Origin of the sequence: Kribbella sp. NPDC058693, assembly GCF_042715335.1 — a bacterium.
GTDB lineage: Bacteria > Actinomycetota > Actinomycetes > Propionibacteriales > Kribbellaceae > Kribbella > Kribbella jiaozuonensis.
In genome coordinates, this window is sequence record NZ_JBHXSQ010000001.1 from 870759 (window position 1) to 887782 (window position 17024).

General features: G+C 58.5%; 12 protein-coding genes. 3 read left to right on the top strand and 9 right to left on the bottom strand.

All coding sequences use genetic code 11. The features are described from left to right. Positions 1-184: 184 nt before the first annotated feature. From ACFWUU_RS04090 to ACFWUU_RS04100, 3 genes are all read left to right on the top strand, one after another. Complete coding sequence (locus tag ACFWUU_RS04090) at positions 185-622, top strand: helix-turn-helix domain-containing protein (RefSeq protein ID WP_380174265.1); 438 nt, start codon at positions 185-187, stop codon at positions 620-622. A 148-nt stretch (positions 623-770) separates the two neighbouring features. Next, positions 771-1028: a hypothetical protein gene (locus ACFWUU_RS04095; protein WP_380172529.1), complete on the top strand. Its 258-nt coding sequence runs from the start codon at positions 771-773 to the stop codon at positions 1026-1028. 391 nt (positions 1029-1419) lie between these two features. Beyond that, positions 1420-3669 (top strand): SGNH/GDSL hydrolase family protein, encoded by a 2250-nt coding sequence (locus ACFWUU_RS04100; protein WP_380172531.1) that lies wholly within the window; start codon positions 1420-1422, stop codon positions 3667-3669. 99 nt (positions 3670-3768) lie between these two features. Here the strand turns inward: ACFWUU_RS04100 and ACFWUU_RS04105 are convergent, their stop codons facing one another. The 9 genes from ACFWUU_RS04105 to ACFWUU_RS04145 form a co-directional block, all read right to left on the bottom strand. After that, a complete protein-coding gene (locus ACFWUU_RS04105) occupies positions 3769-4140 on the bottom strand; it encodes a hypothetical protein (protein ID WP_380172533.1) in 372 nt (123 codons plus the stop codon). A gap of 87 nt (positions 4141-4227) precedes the next feature. Continuing rightward, positions 4228-4998 carry a TatD family hydrolase gene (locus ACFWUU_RS04110; RefSeq protein WP_380172534.1) on the bottom strand — a complete coding sequence of 257 codons (771 nt, stop codon included), beginning with the start codon at positions 4996-4998 and terminating at the stop codon, positions 4228-4230. Continuing rightward, positions 4995-6281, bottom strand: a complete 1287-nt coding sequence (locus tag ACFWUU_RS04115) for a hypothetical protein (RefSeq protein WP_380172536.1) — start codon at positions 6279-6281, stop codon at positions 4995-4997. Before ACFWUU_RS04115 ends, ACFWUU_RS04110 begins: the two co-directional genes overlap by 4 nt. Beyond that, complete coding sequence (locus ACFWUU_RS04120; protein WP_380172538.1) at positions 6278-6787, bottom strand: hypothetical protein; 510 nt, start codon at positions 6785-6787, stop codon at positions 6278-6280. The genes ACFWUU_RS04115 and ACFWUU_RS04120 overlap by 4 nt, the downstream gene beginning before the upstream one ends. Positions 6788-7076: 289 nt before the next feature. Beyond that, complete coding sequence (locus tag ACFWUU_RS04125) at positions 7077-8984, bottom strand: P-loop NTPase fold protein (protein ID WP_380172539.1); 1908 nt, start codon at positions 8982-8984, stop codon at positions 7077-7079. Positions 8985-9099: 115 nt separating this feature from the next. Continuing rightward, positions 9100-9831 carry a M48 family metallopeptidase gene (locus ACFWUU_RS04130; protein ID WP_380172541.1) on the bottom strand — a complete coding sequence of 244 codons (732 nt, stop codon included), beginning with the start codon at positions 9829-9831 and terminating at the stop codon, positions 9100-9102. Further along, on the bottom strand, positions 9818-12904 hold the full coding sequence (locus ACFWUU_RS04135) for a type I restriction endonuclease subunit R (RefSeq protein WP_380172543.1): 3087 nt from the start codon (positions 12902-12904) through the stop codon (positions 9818-9820). Before ACFWUU_RS04135 ends, ACFWUU_RS04130 begins: the two co-directional genes overlap by 14 nt. After that, a complete protein-coding gene (locus ACFWUU_RS04140) occupies positions 12901-14109 on the bottom strand; it encodes a restriction endonuclease subunit S (RefSeq protein ID WP_380172545.1) in 1209 nt (402 codons plus the stop codon). The genes ACFWUU_RS04135 and ACFWUU_RS04140 overlap by 4 nt, the downstream gene beginning before the upstream one ends. Beyond that, complete coding sequence (locus ACFWUU_RS04145; protein WP_380172547.1) at positions 14109-16574, bottom strand: type I restriction-modification system subunit M; 2466 nt, start codon at positions 16572-16574, stop codon at positions 14109-14111. The genes ACFWUU_RS04140 and ACFWUU_RS04145 overlap by 1 nt, the downstream gene beginning before the upstream one ends. Between the last annotated feature and the right edge of the window lie 450 nt (positions 16575-17024).

Sequence of the window (17024 nt, forward strand, 5' to 3'; positions counted from 1 at the left end):
CGCATCAGTTGGCGGAGATGTGTCGCACCTCTGCGACACCATCGAGAGGGCTCAGCGGGAGGCTCAAACCTGGCAGCCAAGTTGGCGAGCGGTTCTCCCAAATCTCTCCCACTGGGGCCCTCAAACGAAAACAGACCAGGGGGCGAAGATGCCTCCTGGTCTGCAATGTCTCTCGGTGGAGGTTATGTCCCGTTACTCGAACCAGCCCCTACTACTGGAGAAGCTCCAAAATCTGGCAGTGTCCGTCGCACTTGAAACAACGCCTCAGAAACCCGTGACCGAAGCCACGTCAGTCCCACGAGTTCACAAGCTCGACGACAGGCTTGGCAGTGAGACTGTGGCCCGGATCGTCGCCGAGTACGAGGCTGGAGCATCGTCCGCAGCCATCGGTTCGCTCTTCTCGCTGAGCAAGAAGAGCGTCGTCAAGGTTCTCCGAGAAGCTGGCATCAAGGTCCGCTATCCGCGGATGACGGAGTCTGAACTCAGGCGAGCAACGATGCTCTACAACGACGGATGCTCTCTCGTGGAGGTTGGCAAGAGGCTAGGCCGTGACCACTCGACGATCTACAAGTCCCTCAAGCGGGCAGGCATGAGGCTGCGAGATACGCACGGACGATCGTGAGTCTACGAACCGAGGCGAAGCCTAGGACCGAGCGCGAAGCCAACCCTCAGCAGCTAGACCGCTCCGCCTATCAAGTGCCCGATCAGTGCGGTGATCGCCATTTCGGCACCGCTTTACACTGACTCAAGAAATGTTAAAATGAATACATATGAAAGCAGTTGAATCAACACAAGCACCGAGCAAGATAACAGAGAACAGCTACGGCGGCTGGGAGTGTTTATGCGGAAACGAAGCGACCGCCTACGGCTTCTATCCAATTAATGATCAGAACGAAGAAGTGGAACCCACGCCGGACGAGTGGACAACCAACCTTTATGCGTGCTTCCAGTGCGGTCGCTTGATCGACGTAGACAGTCTAGAAATCGTGCGTCAAATTCCGGTATCCGAGATCAGGAAAGCTTCGTAACCGCACGATGACTGGAATCCGAACACGGCCTATACTCGATTAGTCGGTCAGCAACTAGATCGCGAGCACTCAACGATCTACAAGGTGTTGAGACGTGTGGGAGTGCGGATGCGGGATAGTTATAGACGGCCATCATAGGAGCAGGTAGCACCTCCCGCTCGTTGAGCGGCCCTATTTGCCACATCGTTACCTCACCCCTGATTCACGTTGAATCAGGGGTGCTTTGCATTGCGCTCATGTTTTGCAGATCGGTTCAATTGTGTTATAAGCAATAAGGCTCTTCAAGCTATTCAATGAGAAGCGACATGGATGAGGCGACGCTCAATTGCTTTGCCCCTATTTCGTTCTCGCTCATTCACAACTCGGCAAAATGAAAGTTGGTGGAACACGCATGTCTAAAACACGACGAACGACAGGCATACTCGCTTTGGCGGGCATCCTGGCGTCGCTCGTCACGTTCGTCTCTTCGGGGACGGCCGTAGCAGCGGAGACCATGCCGGAACTGCAGTGGCCGGCCACTGCCTCCAGCGCCTACACATATCACCAGACGACGACCAGTCCTCAAGGTGATGTCACGGTCGGATGCAGGAACATCGGCAATCCCGACCAGAACCTGATTACGTACGGTCCGACGGGCGCCATCACGCGTCAGCTGGACCGAACTGTTCCGGTCGACGGAACGTGGAAGAACTGCATCATGCGGCCGGTCGTCGACAAGGTCGGAGATCTGTACGGAAAGGTGGACGGGGGCTCAACCCTATTCGCCTACAACGGCAACGTCGTCAAGTGGACCTACAGCACTGGGTGCTCCAAAGGTGAGCCGACCGTCGGAGCGGATGGGAACATCTACTTCGTGGACAGTCAGCAACACTTGATTGGGATCGCTCCTAACCTTGCGTCAGGGCAGACGACACCCACCAAGGTGCTCGATGTCGTGGTGGGATCAAGTTGCTCACAAGGCAACTTGCTCTTCGCCTACAAGGACGGCATTGCCGTTGAGTGGAGTTACGGCACCAAACTGAAGTACGTCAGCTACGGCGGCAAGATGCTCGGTGATCTTCCGACGAGCGTCGGATACATCCAGGGACAGGCCAAGATCAACGCCGATGGCGTCGTCTTCGCCACGAAGGTGATTTCGGGTAGCCCGAACAGCTACCAGGTCACTGCCTACAATCCCGCGACGGCCTCAGTCAGCTGGTCAACGACCGTGTCGACGCCGGGCATCAATGGCCTTGGGATCTACAACCTCTACCCAACGGCGGGTGGGGGTGTGGCAGCCATGGTCAGGGAGCGGAAGTCACAGGGAGGTGTCGAGGTGATACCCCTGGAATGGGTGTACCGCCTCGTCATCCTGAACGTCAACGGACAGGTGGTCAACTCGACTACCCTGCCGAATGTTGATGCCAGCGGTAATGCCTACGGCAACTACTCTGTGGCGACTGACACGACGGGCAAGCTTGCCATCGTGCGCGCCAAAATGATCCAGCTCACGTCGTCACCCTGGCAGTCAGAAGCAAACGAAATCGCTGTCATGGGACTCCCGAGTCTGAACGTCGTGTACTCGGCCGAAATCCGGGGCAACATCGACAAGACGCAGGGGCAGGTGTACGGCTACAGAGTAGAAGACCAGTCGGGGACTTTCCCGATCAGTCCCAACACTCTGTACCTGAACACACGGAAGTGTGGTGACTCCAACTGCTACGGCTATGACCTGACCCTTCGCGCCGTCAAGGTGCAGGGGTTGGGGATGGACTACCCGCGAGGTGCGGTGACCAACCCATCCCCGCGGCCGGCTTCACCCTACGTGGCACTTGGTGACTCGTTTTCCTCTGGTGAAGGCGTCCCGCCCTTCGAGAGCGGGACGGACACCACCGGAGTCAACACGTGTCACCGAAGCACCACCCCCTATGCCCGGCAAATCGCCGGAACTAGTGCCAAGATCCCCGCGATCGGCTCTGGCGGCTTCCGAGCTTGCTCGGGGGCAGTGACTGACAACGTGTGGGATGTTCCTCAGGCAAACGAGGGCATCCAGATCGACCGATACCCCGACCCCACCATCCAGCTGGTGACCATCAGCATCGGTGGAAACGACATGGGCTTCTCCGACTTCGCCACGCAGTGCGTCATCAGCACATGCGACGTCGGGAGCGCTGCGTACAACACGGCGCTCAACAAGATCACCAACGAGATCCCGGGCAAGCTGGAGACAACTTACAAGAAGCTCCTTCAGTACGCCCCGAACGCCAAGATCTACGTGGTTGGGTACCCACAGGTCATCGCGGACAAGTCCGTCTCCGCTCCCGACGACATCCGCTGCGTCTACATGCAGGACGGAGTCACCAAGTGGGGCGACGCCCGGGCGGCACGAGACATCGTGCAGAAGTTGAACGAGAAGATCAGTCAGAAGATCTTCGAGCTCCGCGCCTTGAGCACGGATAACACCCGCCTTCGCTTCGTTTTCATGAACGACCCGGCGACCTCGCCGTTCGTGGGACATGAGATTTGTGGTGTCAGCACCACGTCCTTCTTCCAGAACGTCGATCAAATCAACCCCGATCGGAGGTATATCTTCCATCCGAACCAGCTCGGACAGAACGCCTACGCAACAATTGTAGGCGGGACGATTAACGCTTCCAGCTGAGCTTGACTGAAGAGCCAAATGCCCTCAGTTCCTCCTTGCCGAAAGGCGAGACGGAGCTGGGGGCTACTTCATGTCTGGAATTATCAAGTTGTCGATCTATCAGTACACCAGGGTGTTGCGGAGCCACATCTCGGCCCAAAACAAGACGAATGTAAGCCAGTACCCGAGGAAAGATAGAGCTGCGGTCGCTGCGATAACACCGCCAACCTTCAAGGCTCTATCGACATTCGCATTGTAGAAGAACGCGAGGGAGAGGATGAAAGCACCAATAACAGTTGGCCCGAGAGCCAAAGAATCTTGCCAATTTCCGGCATCCGTACAACCAGCAGCGCTCGCTAAGCCGCAGTAGAACAAGTGGCCAGATGACAGCGCGATAATGACGGGCCAGATAAAGAACAAGACGCCTCCCGCTATCAGCAGCTTTATGTTTAGTTTGGGTCCTCCGGTTCGTGGTTTTGGTGTAGCAATCATAATATTATATTAGCGCACATTCCAAATAGCGCCTAGCTTAAACCCTTCGACTACGATCACATCGCGAGAATGCAATGAGGAACGCGCCTAACGAGCTGCTTCGATCATCTTCTGAATCGGTGTTGTCATCATCGCCGCCACGCCCAGTTGCTCCACGAGCCTACCGAAGTTGCGCCATGCTTGCTCGCGGATTGCCATCATGCTCATGTTCCGTTGCGCTGCAAGCAACTGCTCCACGGGTTGCACCGTGCCCGGTCGCCTCGGTTGCGGCGACGACCGATCACCCGACGGATGGTCAGTTTCAAACAACAACCGATCCACAGGCAGGCTGCTTATCAGGCCCGCCTTCCTAGCCATCGAATGGTTGACCGAAAAGTAGCACCCAAGATCTATGGCGCGTTGTGTCTCATCAGCAGTCCCCAGCCACCAGTGCAGGATTGCGCCCTTAAAGTCATGTGATTCAAGCAGATCGACTACAGCACTTGTCGCACCGTAGCTGTGCACAGACAGCAGACGAGGGGTTGCAGTTGCCAGACGGAGGATCGATGTGAAGGTTGCGGTCTGCAGAGCTGCCGGCACTGCGGACCGTCCGTCCAGACCAATCTCGCTGACAAACGGCGTAACCCGCATCGCCGCAGCAAACGCCTCGGAATCGAACGCCTCCTGGGCGACCCGCAGCCCGGGATGGCATCCGACGCCCCAGACCGTAACCAAGTCCTTCCTTGTCAGAGTCTGATCGAACTCCGCCAGCGATCGTGTGGCTGCAAACACGACTGCGCCGAGACCCTCGAGGTCGCGCGCTGAGAGATCAGTTTCGAGGTGCGCATGGAGATCAAGCGGCGGGAGAGCACGACTCATGCAAAGAACTCTCTCAGTTCGGCGACGGCACGAGCGCAAAGATCAAGCGCCTCGACCGCGTCGTAGTCGGGAGGGAGGTTCATAGCCATCACTTGCGAGCCAACTACACCCGCCATTGCGAAGTCCTGAATCGCCACTCGACTGGAAGTTGTCTTGACGAACGCATCGTAGGCGTTCGATGGATCCTCGCTGAGATAGGTCGTCCTATCTTCGATGCCGGCTGCAACGAATGACGCTCGCCTCACGATGCAGCCGAAACACTCGCCGCATGAGCTTCCCTGCGGCGCGCTTGCGAATCGCGCATGTGTGTGGGCGCAAGAGTTGGTAGCACTCAAGTAGTCCGATGCCGCATCAGCGCCAAGGATCGACGCCACCTGCTGGAACATTTCACCCTTGGTCTTATGAAGGAATGGGTTGATAATTCCACCATGAGCGCCAACATCGGTCAGGAGCGCCGACAGTTCGTATAAGAATTTTGGATGTGTGGTGTGTGTGGTGAGACTGCCGCGACGCTCAGGCCCGAGAGGTGGGTTAAGGGAGGCAAAACCATTCTCAGGGATCCACAGCGGCACCTTGCCTTGTGCGGCAACCGCCAGCCCAAGCGACAGGAACAACAGGGACCTCGAACGGCTCGACGACTCGTTCTTGAATTCGCTGCCGTCCAGCTTGAACTTCCCGCGGTTCAGTTGCACCTGGATGTGGGCCTGCGTCCCGTTCGGCATCAGCTTGTCGATGCGTGCGGCAATGTCCTTCTGGTACGGCGAGATCGAGGTGGCACTGAAGTGTGAGACGAGCGTGTGCTGCTCACCCTTCCCGAGCCCTTGCCGTGATACCAACGCACCGGTCGCCGAATCAGCTCCACCGCTGAGCAGCACGACCCGATGGTTGCCGGCATCGTTCGCCGGCACTGCGGCGTCCAGGGACGCATCACCAACGAACTCAAAAGTCCACTTATCGCCGGTCAAGAAATTGACCAGGTTCGATAGCTGGTCGGTTCGCTCGCTCCAGACGTCCGAATTGGACACTGGCACTGTTACCTGAAAGCTGCGGCTGTTCCAGTTCGATCCCTGACCCTTGCGAGGGACAGAGCGATCGGACGCGAAGACGGCCAGGGCGATCCGCACCATGTCGGCGTTGAGTGGCGGTACAGAGCCAAGTTCCTTGAGCTTGGGACCGACCGACTTGAACGAGGAGTCCTTGCCATCGGACCAGAGAAAGACCTCGTCGTAGCCCTCAGCGGTCTTGGCACCCTCCGCAGACAGTGACAAGAGATGACGCCTCATGATCGGCTCCCGAAGATGCGACCGAGCTGATCGATGCCATCCTGAATTGCCTTTGCGATCTCCGCGTCGGTTGCTCCGGTTGCGGTCAGTTGGACCTGGGAGGCAACCTCCTCTGCGGCGTCTCGAATCATCGTCTCGGCACTACGTCGATCGTCAGCCGTCGCCCCATCGGTGCGGATCTTCTCCGCCACCTCCGTCAAGGTGATCTCAGCGATCATCAGCTCTATGGACTTGCGCACGATGTCATCAGGCGACGGCACAGCGTTGGGCGGTGACTCAAGGATCCAGGCCACGACCTCAGCCGCGATGTCACGAGCCTCACCGTCGTCAATCGTGCTGTCGGGCTGCGTCTCAAAGGACGCCTCGACGATGCGGATACCAACCCGCACCGGATCACCGAGCGCGAGCAGTTCATCGTAGTTGAGCCCTGCCTCGGCAAGGCGCTCCCGATCACCGGTCGCGTAGGCCGAGGCCAGGCTGCCAGCACGACTGGCAGCCGCGGACATTCGCGACACAGACCGAGTCGGCCCACCACTGGACCGACTGCTGCCGCCTCCGCCAGGGCCATCGCTGCGTCCGCCGGACCGCGAGAGGATCCTGATGGTCGGGCCTAAGTCGATCGCTTTCGGCAGGACTCTAGGCGTTGGTGGCCTATCGTCAGCCGGCCGAGCGTCGTCGTGGCTTTCTGTGGAGCCGGGATCCGCGGGTGCGGCAGCCACCGCGTCGTCCAGCCACTCCGCGATGGAGTCACGCAGATCACCCGCGTCCGCTCCGCCGCTACCACCGAACGAGCCACTAGTTCCCATGCTGCCCGTCCCATCCGTCGATAACCACATCGACTGCGCGGCCAAACTCTTGTGACGTCGCCGCGTTCTTCCACATCTCCATAACAGGCAAGTAGGTCTGCATGTCCAAGGACTTGAACTTCAGCGCTGTCACCGGATCAAGGTCTTGAGCGGGCAGCAACTTCAGGACGCCCACCGCGTGGGAGGTCACTCCTGGATGCACGTCTACGAGACGCAGCATGGCCGCAACTGTGTACTTCTGAAGTGTCGGCTGATCAGTCGTGCGACGACCCAGGTAAGTGATCAGCGCACGCACATCGACTTCGCTAAGAGCTTTGAGGTCAGCATCGGTGACCGACGCACGATCTACACGGAGACTCGAAGTTAGGCCAACCGCGATGTCCCGCAGCCTCTCCGGCAGACCTGTATCAAGCACCTGCACTCGGGCAAAGGATGCCGCGAGGTACAGGTAGCCGGAGACCTTCGCCGCGTCGAGAGAAGGCGGCAGCTTGGCCCAGCGGATCAGCGTATCGGTGATTTCGGCGTCGGGCGCGCCGCCTGCTTCCGCCAGCTTGACCGCAGCCGCCGGCTTGCTTCTACTTCCACGCTTCGGCTTCTGCTCGTCGGACTCTTCTGCCGGTTCATCAGGGCGGTTCGCAACGGCGTCGAGCTGTTCCAGCCGATCTCGCAACTCGTTCTTGGCCAGCCAACCAAGCACTCGATCGAAGTCTTCAGGCAGCAACCGCTCGAGCACCATCAGCTTCGCAATAGCGTCCGGCGGCAGGCTGATGCCCCGACGGTGAGCGATTGTCTGCCTCACATTGAGGTCGTTCAAGAAGCGCTTGATCCGACGCGGGTTGCCCTTGAACTTTTCGTAGAGGATCGGCGTCAGGCGGGCCGCGGTCGCGAGATGCTCACTTAGGTCGACGCCCTGAGGCAGCTTGAGTTCGTCGATATCTCCAGACGACCTCCGCAAATCCGAGCACTGCTCGACTAGTTGTGCATAGTCATCGGCAGACATAGCGGACTGGCTGAGGAGAAGGAGTAGGTAGGCGTGCGTGTCGAACCTGCTGAGAGCCGGAATCGGAATTGTCGTCTGAACGATCTTGTGCAGATAGAGCTTCGCGACACTTTCGCTCTCAGCGTCTGGGCTCACCGCTGGGGTGCCCAGGCGCGCTTGGATCGCGTCGGCAACCCGATCCTCGTCTGCGGCTATGACGAACGACATCCCCTTCGCGGAGAGGAACAGTCGCACGGCTTCCAGGGTCTCGACGACAGTCTCCGGCAGGCACCGGTCAAGGTCATCTACAAGGACGACCACTCGGGTGACATGCAACAGGGCATCTGAGCCCAGAAGCTTTGCGAAGTCCTCGCGGAACTCGCCAAGACCTCGCTCCCCGCCTGTCTCGTCAGGCGCACCCTCTTTGACGAGGTCGAGCAGGTCCTCGGGCTTCGGGAGTTGCAGGGTCATGCCTGTCATTGCGGCCATCTTGAGTGCCTTGGCCCAGTTGACGCGCTTGACCAGACTCTTCAGGAGGTTCTTGGCCTTGTCAGAGTTGTCCTCTTGCCCCTTGAGTTCATCCTGGAGCGTGTCGAGGACCGCGGAGATGAGGCTCTCTTTCGGGCCAACCGATGGATCGAACCGCCATGGATCAACGGGTATAACCAGCACCTTCTCGCCCACCTGCTCGGAGCGCGAGTTGATCTGAGCCTTGACCAACTCCAGAACTGTGGTCTTCCCGCTCCCCCATGATCCAGATAGACCTAACGCGATTGGATCGAGGTCATCGTCGAAGACGGCATCAACGAGCGCCGAGGCAATTGCATCAAATGATAATAAGTCCGTTGCAGACGGTTCATCCGACCACAGTGGATATACAGATAGTTCGGCCTCAGGCATTACTTGTTGATCCCCCATTGAGTATCCTCAATCTTTGCTGCTTCTAACTATGACACATTCGCCAGTAATCGGGAATGATGTTTTGGAGGTCGGCCAGGAGCTTAGAGGCCCGCAAGTCAACCCACCTTCACCCTTACTCTCCGTGCGACCATTCTTCATGGCCCAACGGAGCCTCGTTCAATTGATCGCGGCGGCTTTTCCAGCTCGGCAGGAACTTGTCCATGAGCTTGGTGAAACGTTGACCGTGGTTGCGTTCCAGCAAGTGCGTCATCTCATGGACGAGGATGTATTCGAGGCACTCCGGGTGCTTCTTCGCCAGCTCCACGTTGAACCAGATATGACCGGTCTCGCGGTTGCACGATCCCCACTTGGTCTTCATGCGACGAATACTCCACCGCGCCACCGACACATCTAGGATCGGTTCCCAGCGGGCGATCAGGTCAGGGATTGCTGAGCGCAGTTGCTCACGGTGCCAGTGATCGAGAAGTTCGCGACGGCGCTCTGTCGAAGTGGCCACGGGGACGTACAGCAGCAGACGCTCGCCATCGACTTCGAAATGGGCTCGCCCTGGCCGTTCTATGACCTTGAGCCGGTGGCGGACTCCCCAGACGTAGTGAGACTCCCCCGTGATCATCTCGCGCTCCGTCTGGCGCTGGGCTGTGCGCATCTGTTCGCGCTGCTTCTTGATCCAGGGCAGGCGTTGGATCACAGCCAAGCGCACGCGCTCATCGTCGAGTCGTTCGGGTGCCGCCACGCGGACGCGGCCCATGGGCGGGTAGACGCCGATGTGCAGGTTCTTGATGTCCTTGTAGATGACGTCGATATCGATGCCGCGAACGGTCAGGTAGGCACTAGCGGTACTCATGACGAGCCTTCACCAGTTCAAAGAGTTCATCGAGTCGGTCGAAGTCATCTGGCAGAGCCTTGGCAATCGCCCGCTTGACCTTCTTCTCCTTCAGAGGGCTGCCGATCCATGAGTCGGGCTTCGTTTGCCGCACGATGGTGTCCACCTCGATAGCCACCGCGTGCTGCGGGGAGAAGAAGTCGAAGAGAGCTCTCCGGGCTCCGGTGTCCGCCCAATCCGGATACTTCGTGTCGGATTCCTTGGCGCCAAGTTTCCTTGCTTGCTCGAGCAGCTGTGCCAAGTAGGTTTGGTAGTCGAGGGCGCCCTGTCGGCGCTGTTCGATCAACGCGTCGAGCAACTCGGACATCTTGTCGTAGTACTTCGGGTTCATCGCTCGCTCGTCGATGATGACCTTGCGCATGTTGTTGGTGATGGTCTCGGCGACAGCCTCGGGGTCCCTCTTGATCCCCTCGGGCAACTTGTCGATCGCGGCCGGGCCCATCTGGACGATTAGCTGAATCAGGCTGGTGTCCTCGAAGTTCGACACCGTTTCAGAAGCGCTGGCCTGGATGTAGGTATCGAGCAGGAAGCGCATGCCAGCCTCGTACTGCTTGAAGTCGATGTCTTCACCGGCGCCGAGCTTCACCTCGTCGCGTACGTTGGCGTAGTGCGCGATCTCCTTCCTGATCTCATTAGCCTCGTCTGACGTGTAGCCGGCGACCGCCATTTCGTTGGCGATAGAGCCGAACGCTCGCACGACGGCGGCAACTGCCTTGTAGAGATCGACACGCTTCGGCTCGTTGGCCTTGAGCTGCTCGGCGTTGCCTTGGTCCTTGGCGCAGAAGTACTGCTGGTACTGCAGCGTGCCCTTCGGCGGCACGACGGGTTCACAGATCGCACGGACCGTCTCCAGCGCCTCGTCGAGGTCTTCGCGGGCCTTGTCGATGCGGTCCGATAGCAGGCCTTCGATGTCCTGCTTCTCATAGCCGTCGAGCGCGCCGCTGGTGTAATCCGTAATGGCGTCTTCGAGAGAGTTGAAGAGGTCCTGGTAGTCGACGATGTAGCCGTAGTCCTTGTCGTCACCGTCGAGGCGGTTGACTCGGCAGATGGCTTGGAAGAGGCCGTGGTTGCGCATCTTCTTGTCGATGTAGAGGTATGTGGCGGCCGGCGCGTCGAAGCCAGTGAGGAGCTTGTCCACGACGATGAGCAGGCGCATCTGGCCCGGGTTCTTGACGAAGCGCTCTTTAACCTCTTTCTCGAACTGCTCGACCTTGTTCATCGCGGCGTCGGCGGGCTCGTTGAAGTGATCTGCCAGCATCTGTCGATAGATGTCGTACTGACGCAGTTTTTCAGTAGCGCCGTGTCCGGAGTCTTCCTTGGAGATGTCGCCGGCTTGCGGTTCGTAGCTCGTGACGATTGCGCATTTGCCCTTGAATCCAGCCTGGCTGAACAGTTCGTAGAACTTGCACGCTTGGTAGATGCTGGCGCCGACCAGCATGGCATTGCCGCGGCCGTCCATGAGGCGTGGCTTGGTCTCCATGTCGAGTAGGATGTCATTAACGATCTGTTTAGCGCGGGGCTCGGAACTGACGACTTTCTGCATCGTGCCCCAACGCTTCTTGAGCTCGGCCTTCGAAAGATCGGTCATGCCCTTGGTCTTGACGTCGAACCACTTGTCCACTTGCGCGGGCGAGGTCAGGTTCTGGTCGATGTTGCGGGCTTCGTAGCGCAGGTCCAGCACCACGCCGTCTTCCACGGCTTCATCGAACTTGTAGGTATGGATGAAGCTGCCGAACGTTTCGATACTCGTGGCCTTGTCGGCCTTCAGGAGCGGCGTGCCAGTGAAGCCGATGAACATGGCTCCTGGAAGCAACTGTTTCATGGCGTCGTGCATCTTGCCGGATTGAGTGCGGTGCGCCTCATCGACGAAGACAAAGATGTTGCCCTTTGCGCTGAAGTTCGGGGGAATCTTGGCGTTGAGGTCCTTGATGAAGTCGCCTTCGGTCTTCCCGCGTGCTGATTCGCCATCCGATCCACCGAACTTGTGCACGAGAGAGCAGATGAGCCACTCGGATGACTTGTTGAGGGTGTCGAGCATGTCGGCGCCGCTGCTCGTGCGATAGATGGTCTCGTTGACACCGTTGAAGACCTTCTCGATTTGGTCGTCAAGTTCTGTACGGTCGGTGATCAGCAGGACCCGCGCATCGGCCTGGTGCTGCCGAAGCCACTTGGCTAGCCAAACCATCGTCAGCGACTTACCCGAGCCTTGTGTGTGCCAAATGATGCCGCCTTCGCGCTTGGCGATGCGTGCTTGGGCTGCCTTGACGCCGAAGTACTGGTTGTGACGACAGGCCTTCTTAATGCCCGCGTCATAGACCATGTAGTCGTGAATCAATTCGAGGATGCGCTCCTTCGAGCACATCTGACTCAGGGCCCGGTCGAGTGGATCCTCAATGTCCGATGGTTCGCGCCACTCGAGCCAGTACTTCTCGGGCGTATCGATGACGGCGTAGCGAAGGCCTTCAACATCGTTGCCGGCCATGACGAACTGGACCGTGGTGAAGAACTGACGGATGAACTCAGGCTTTTGGTTCCCGATGGTCTGGCGGATGCCTTCTGACACGGCGACCTTGGATCGCTTAAGCTCAAGGACCGCGATCGCGATGCCGTTGACGTAGAGCACTACGTCCGGACGCTTGGTGTGCGGCCCGAGCACAGTAACTTCTTCGACGACGACGAAGTGATTCGCCTGCGGGTTGTGCCAGTCGATGAGCCAGACTGTCTCAATCTGCTCACCGACTCCCGGCTTCACTTTCACGCCGTAGCGCAACAGGTTGTAGACATCGCGGTTCGCCTCGTACAGGTCACGTCCGCCGCCGAGTGAGGCTTCTTTCTTGAACTGGTCGACGGCTCTGTTGATCAGATTGTCGCCGTAACCGCGAGCACGAAGGTTCTGGACGAGCAGGTCGACTTCGACGTTCGAATTGTTCTCCCGCGTGTCCCATTTGCCCAGGTACTCAAACCCGAGCGCATCCTGGAAGTGCCTGATGACTCGGTCTTGTGCTTTGCGCTCGATCTGGCCAACGTCGCTCATAGGGCTGGCTCCGTGACTGGGAGCCGGGTTCGGCCCGTGAGCAGTTCTTGCATCATGCCCTGCTTGACGACTTGCGCCTTGTCGAGCCGTTTGCGGAGGAATGCAATCTCTGTGTCGACATCATTGAGCCGAGAAGCTATTTCTTTTTGCTCAGCCGGACTCGGTAGGGCGACAACAAAGCGGTTTAAGCTTCCGTTAGTGATCTGGTTGATCGTCGCCCCGAGATGCTCGTCGATCTGACGCTTGAACTCGTCGGACTGAAAGAAGTACTGAAGGAACGGGTTTGCATCCGATCGGTAAACGGCCATGAATGCGCCGAACGTCTGCCCGGTAACACGCTCATCAAGCAGGACACTCTTGCCGATGAGGCGACGACTTCCGTTCCGAACGCAGATCAGGATGTCGTTGGCACGAATCCGAATCTTGTCAGGGATTGGGCTGTCCACGAACACGTTGTCATTGAAGTCTATGCGGCCGTCTTGGATGTTCGAGGAGCGCAACACGAGGGTGCCGGATCGCTTTACAGAACTCGGGCTGTACGTTAGCCCAATCAGGCTCTGACCGATCTCGCCGAGGCGGATCTCGGTCCAGGGCTCATTGAATCCGGGGAGGCGAGTCCCGCCCGTGAGTAGCTGCTGCATCATGCCCTGTTTGATCTCTTGCTTCTTGGTGACAATGCGATTCAATTTGGCAATCAGCCGGTCGACATCGGCCAGTCGGCGAGCAATCTCTTCTCGCTCGGCCGAGCCCGGCAAGGCGACCACAAAGCTGTTGAGGCTGCCGTTGGTGATTTGGTTGATGGTCGCGCCCAGATGCTCATCGATCTGATGCTTGAAGTCATCGGACTGAAAGAAGTACTGAAGAAACCCGTTCAAGTTTGAACGGTAGATCGCCATGAAAGCCCCAAAGGTCTCACCGACAACTCGAGCATCAAGAATGATGCTCTTGCCGATAAGGCGACGACTTCCATTACGAACGCAGATCAAGATATCTTGCTCTCGAATCCGGATCCGTTCTGGGATCGAGCAGTCGACATACACGTTGTCGCCAAACGCGAGCTGGCCGTCCTGAATGTTCGAGGATCGCAGGACAAGAGTGCCGGCACGCTTCACCGATTTAGGCTCATACGTGAGTCCGATGAGGCTCTGGCCGATGTCGCCCAGCCGGACCTTCCTCCAGCCGTCCACTTCCGCCCCCGCCTCCATTATTTGATCCCCATATCCGCGAGATGGCCCACGACGCGGCTATCAAGTTCTGCGAGTGCGGCCTCAAGATCATCCAAGGTCTCGGCGTAGCGCTCACCGAGCTGCCGCACGCGCCCAACCAGGTCGAGCGTCAGCGAGTTGACTTCGCCGGAGATCCGAGCGGCAACGGTGGCATGCCACTTGTCATCGAGCACGAGCTGCTTGATCTCAGGCTCGCTGAGTTCGCCATACTTCTTGAGCGTCGCGAGATCGAGCGCAGCTTGGGCGTCTTTGACAGCCTTCTTGGCGGCCGCCTCGTCGTCGCAGAGCTTGATCAAGTGCTCCAGCGCGTTGATCTCATCGGGGTCCGAGCCATCGCGCTTAGCGATCTTGAGCCGTGCCGAGGTCAGCACCTTGCTGATCTTGTCGTCATCCATGGCCTCGGCGAGGGGGCCGTCCTCGACGGCATACTCCTCGATATATTCCTCGACAGTACGGGTCGCTTCCCCTGCGGCCGCGGCGAGCTCGTCGACTTTGGCCTGCTCATCTGCGAAGTAGCGGGAAACGATCAGCGCGGGAGGGATGAGATCCATCTTGTACTTGGTTGCGCTGCGGCCCGAGCCGATCGCGAGGTCGGGTGTCTCGGAGAGCTTGCGATCTCTGTCCTCGATCGTCCTACGCGGCTTTGCTGCAGCCACCCAACCATCGTTCATGACGAGGAAGACGTCGTCATGCATCGTGCCGTGCCAGTAGGTCATGAGCTGCTCGTATACGTCGTACTCATCAAGAAGAGGGGTCGACTTGAAACACGTCAGTAGGTCGTCACCGAGCTCGGCGATCAGATCGTTCGGCTTCGTGTCCTCCGTAATGGACTCCAACGCGGGACGGTGCGCTGCGAACCAATCACTCACCAAGGTGCGCACGTCGTCAGAGAACTTCTTGAACTCCGAAGCGTCGAGGATTGTCTGCTGGACGTCGGCAACATCGATGGCCAGGTCGACGTAGTGGGGTCGGTTCGTCTTGAACAGCATGGAGCGAAGCTGCGGAAAGGCGTTCCAGTAGTCACCGAGAGCGTCGATGTCGCGCTCAGGGATGCCTCCGTGCAGATGCGCGTGCAGGTCCTGGATGTCCTCTGGCTCGGATGAGTCGATGTAGCGCGGGATGTTGAGGTTATAGTCGTTCTTCAGGTCGGCAATCTCGGCCAGCGGTACCATGCGCGAGTAGCGCTCGATCTCGGTCTGCTTATTGAAGACGTCGACGATCTTGTGAATGTCCTGGCTGCGAAGCCGGTTCTTCGGACCGTCTTTTATCAAGCCCTTGGATGCATCAATCATAAAGATGCCCGTACGGGCGTGGGCGTTCTCCTTGTCGAGCACGACGATGCAGGCGGGGATGCCCGTGCCGAAGAACAAATTGGCAGGCAGTCCGATGATGCCCTTGATGTAGCCATGGTCAAGCAAGCGCTTGCGGATTGTGGCCTCGGCGTTGGCGCGAAACAGCACTCCGTGCGGCAGGATCACAGCGGCTTTGCCAGTGCTCTTCAGTGACTTCAGGATGTGCAGCAAGAAGGCGTAGTCACCGTTCTTGTCAGGGGGCGTGCCGAACTCGAAGCGACCGAACTCATTCTCGAGGCCGTTGGCCCAGGACTTGACGGAGAACGGCGGGTTGGCGACGGCGAAGTCAAAGGTGGTCAGGTTCGAACCCTTGGTGAACTTCGGACTGGTGATCGTGTCGCCCTTTTCGATCTCGGCATCTTCGTTGCCATGCAGAATCATGTTCATTTTGGATAACGCCCAGGTGGCGTTGTCCTTCTCTTGGCCGTAGATCGTGATGCCGCGCGGCGCCTCGGCCGCAACCTTCAAGAGGAGCGAACCGGAACCGCAAGTTGGGTCATATACCGTCTGATCTTGCTTGGTCGCGGCGTTGATGCCGACCACCTTGGCAAGAATCCGGGAGACCTCGGCTGGCGTGTAGAACTGACCCTTGGACTTGCCCGACTCCGTTGCGAAGTGGCGCATCAGGTACTCGTAGGCGTCCCCCAGTAGGTCGTCGCCCTCTGCCCGACTGCCACGGAAGTCGAGGTCAGCGAAGATCGCCACGAGCTTGGAGAGCCGGTCCTGCATCTCCTTGCCCTTGCCGAGTTTTTCCTCGTCGTTGAACTCAGCCAGATCGATCACCTTCTGCAGCCCGTTCGCCTCGGCGAGCTTGCCAATGATCTTGTTGATCTTTTCGCCGATCTCCTTGTCACCCTTGAGCGCGACCATGTCGTCGAACGACCCGCCGGCTGGCACCTCAATCAGGCTGTTCGGATCTGACTTCTGCTTGTCTGAGACATACTTCACGAACAGGAGTGTCAGGATGTAGTCCTTATATTGCGAGGCATCCATGCCGCCACGAAGTTCATCGCAGCTCTTCCACAGTGAACTGTAGAGATCCGATTTCTTGAGGGCCACAGCCGGTCTTCCTGTCGTGTTTTGTTTGTTCATATTTCTATTGTGAGTTTATCATTTATTACATCGAGCACATAGTTTAAAGTTAACCGGCTTTCGCCCATTGCGCCTGGCGACTAGGAGGCTCAAGACCGTCCAGCTTGCCTTTCGTTGTCGATCATCAGCCCGTGGTCGCTCGTTCCCAACACTAGTTCCCGCATCTCTGATCAGCGAGGACCGACATCGATGGTTGCCGCGCTGATCAACCGAGACACGCCCGCCCCCACGTGAGTCATTGCATTGCGATCTGGTGGGGTTGCGCGACTGTCCAGGCGGCCGAGCCACGCCCTAACCGCACCACGCTCGAACGTCCCCCGATACTTCCTTACATCGACCCAGTGTCATCAGTCGTTACAACGGGTCGCCGCAGTCAGGAGCAGCGCGTCATCCGAGCGCCCCCCAGTCTCGACGTACCGCGCCGCCTCCCTCGTTGGCCACGAGTCCAGA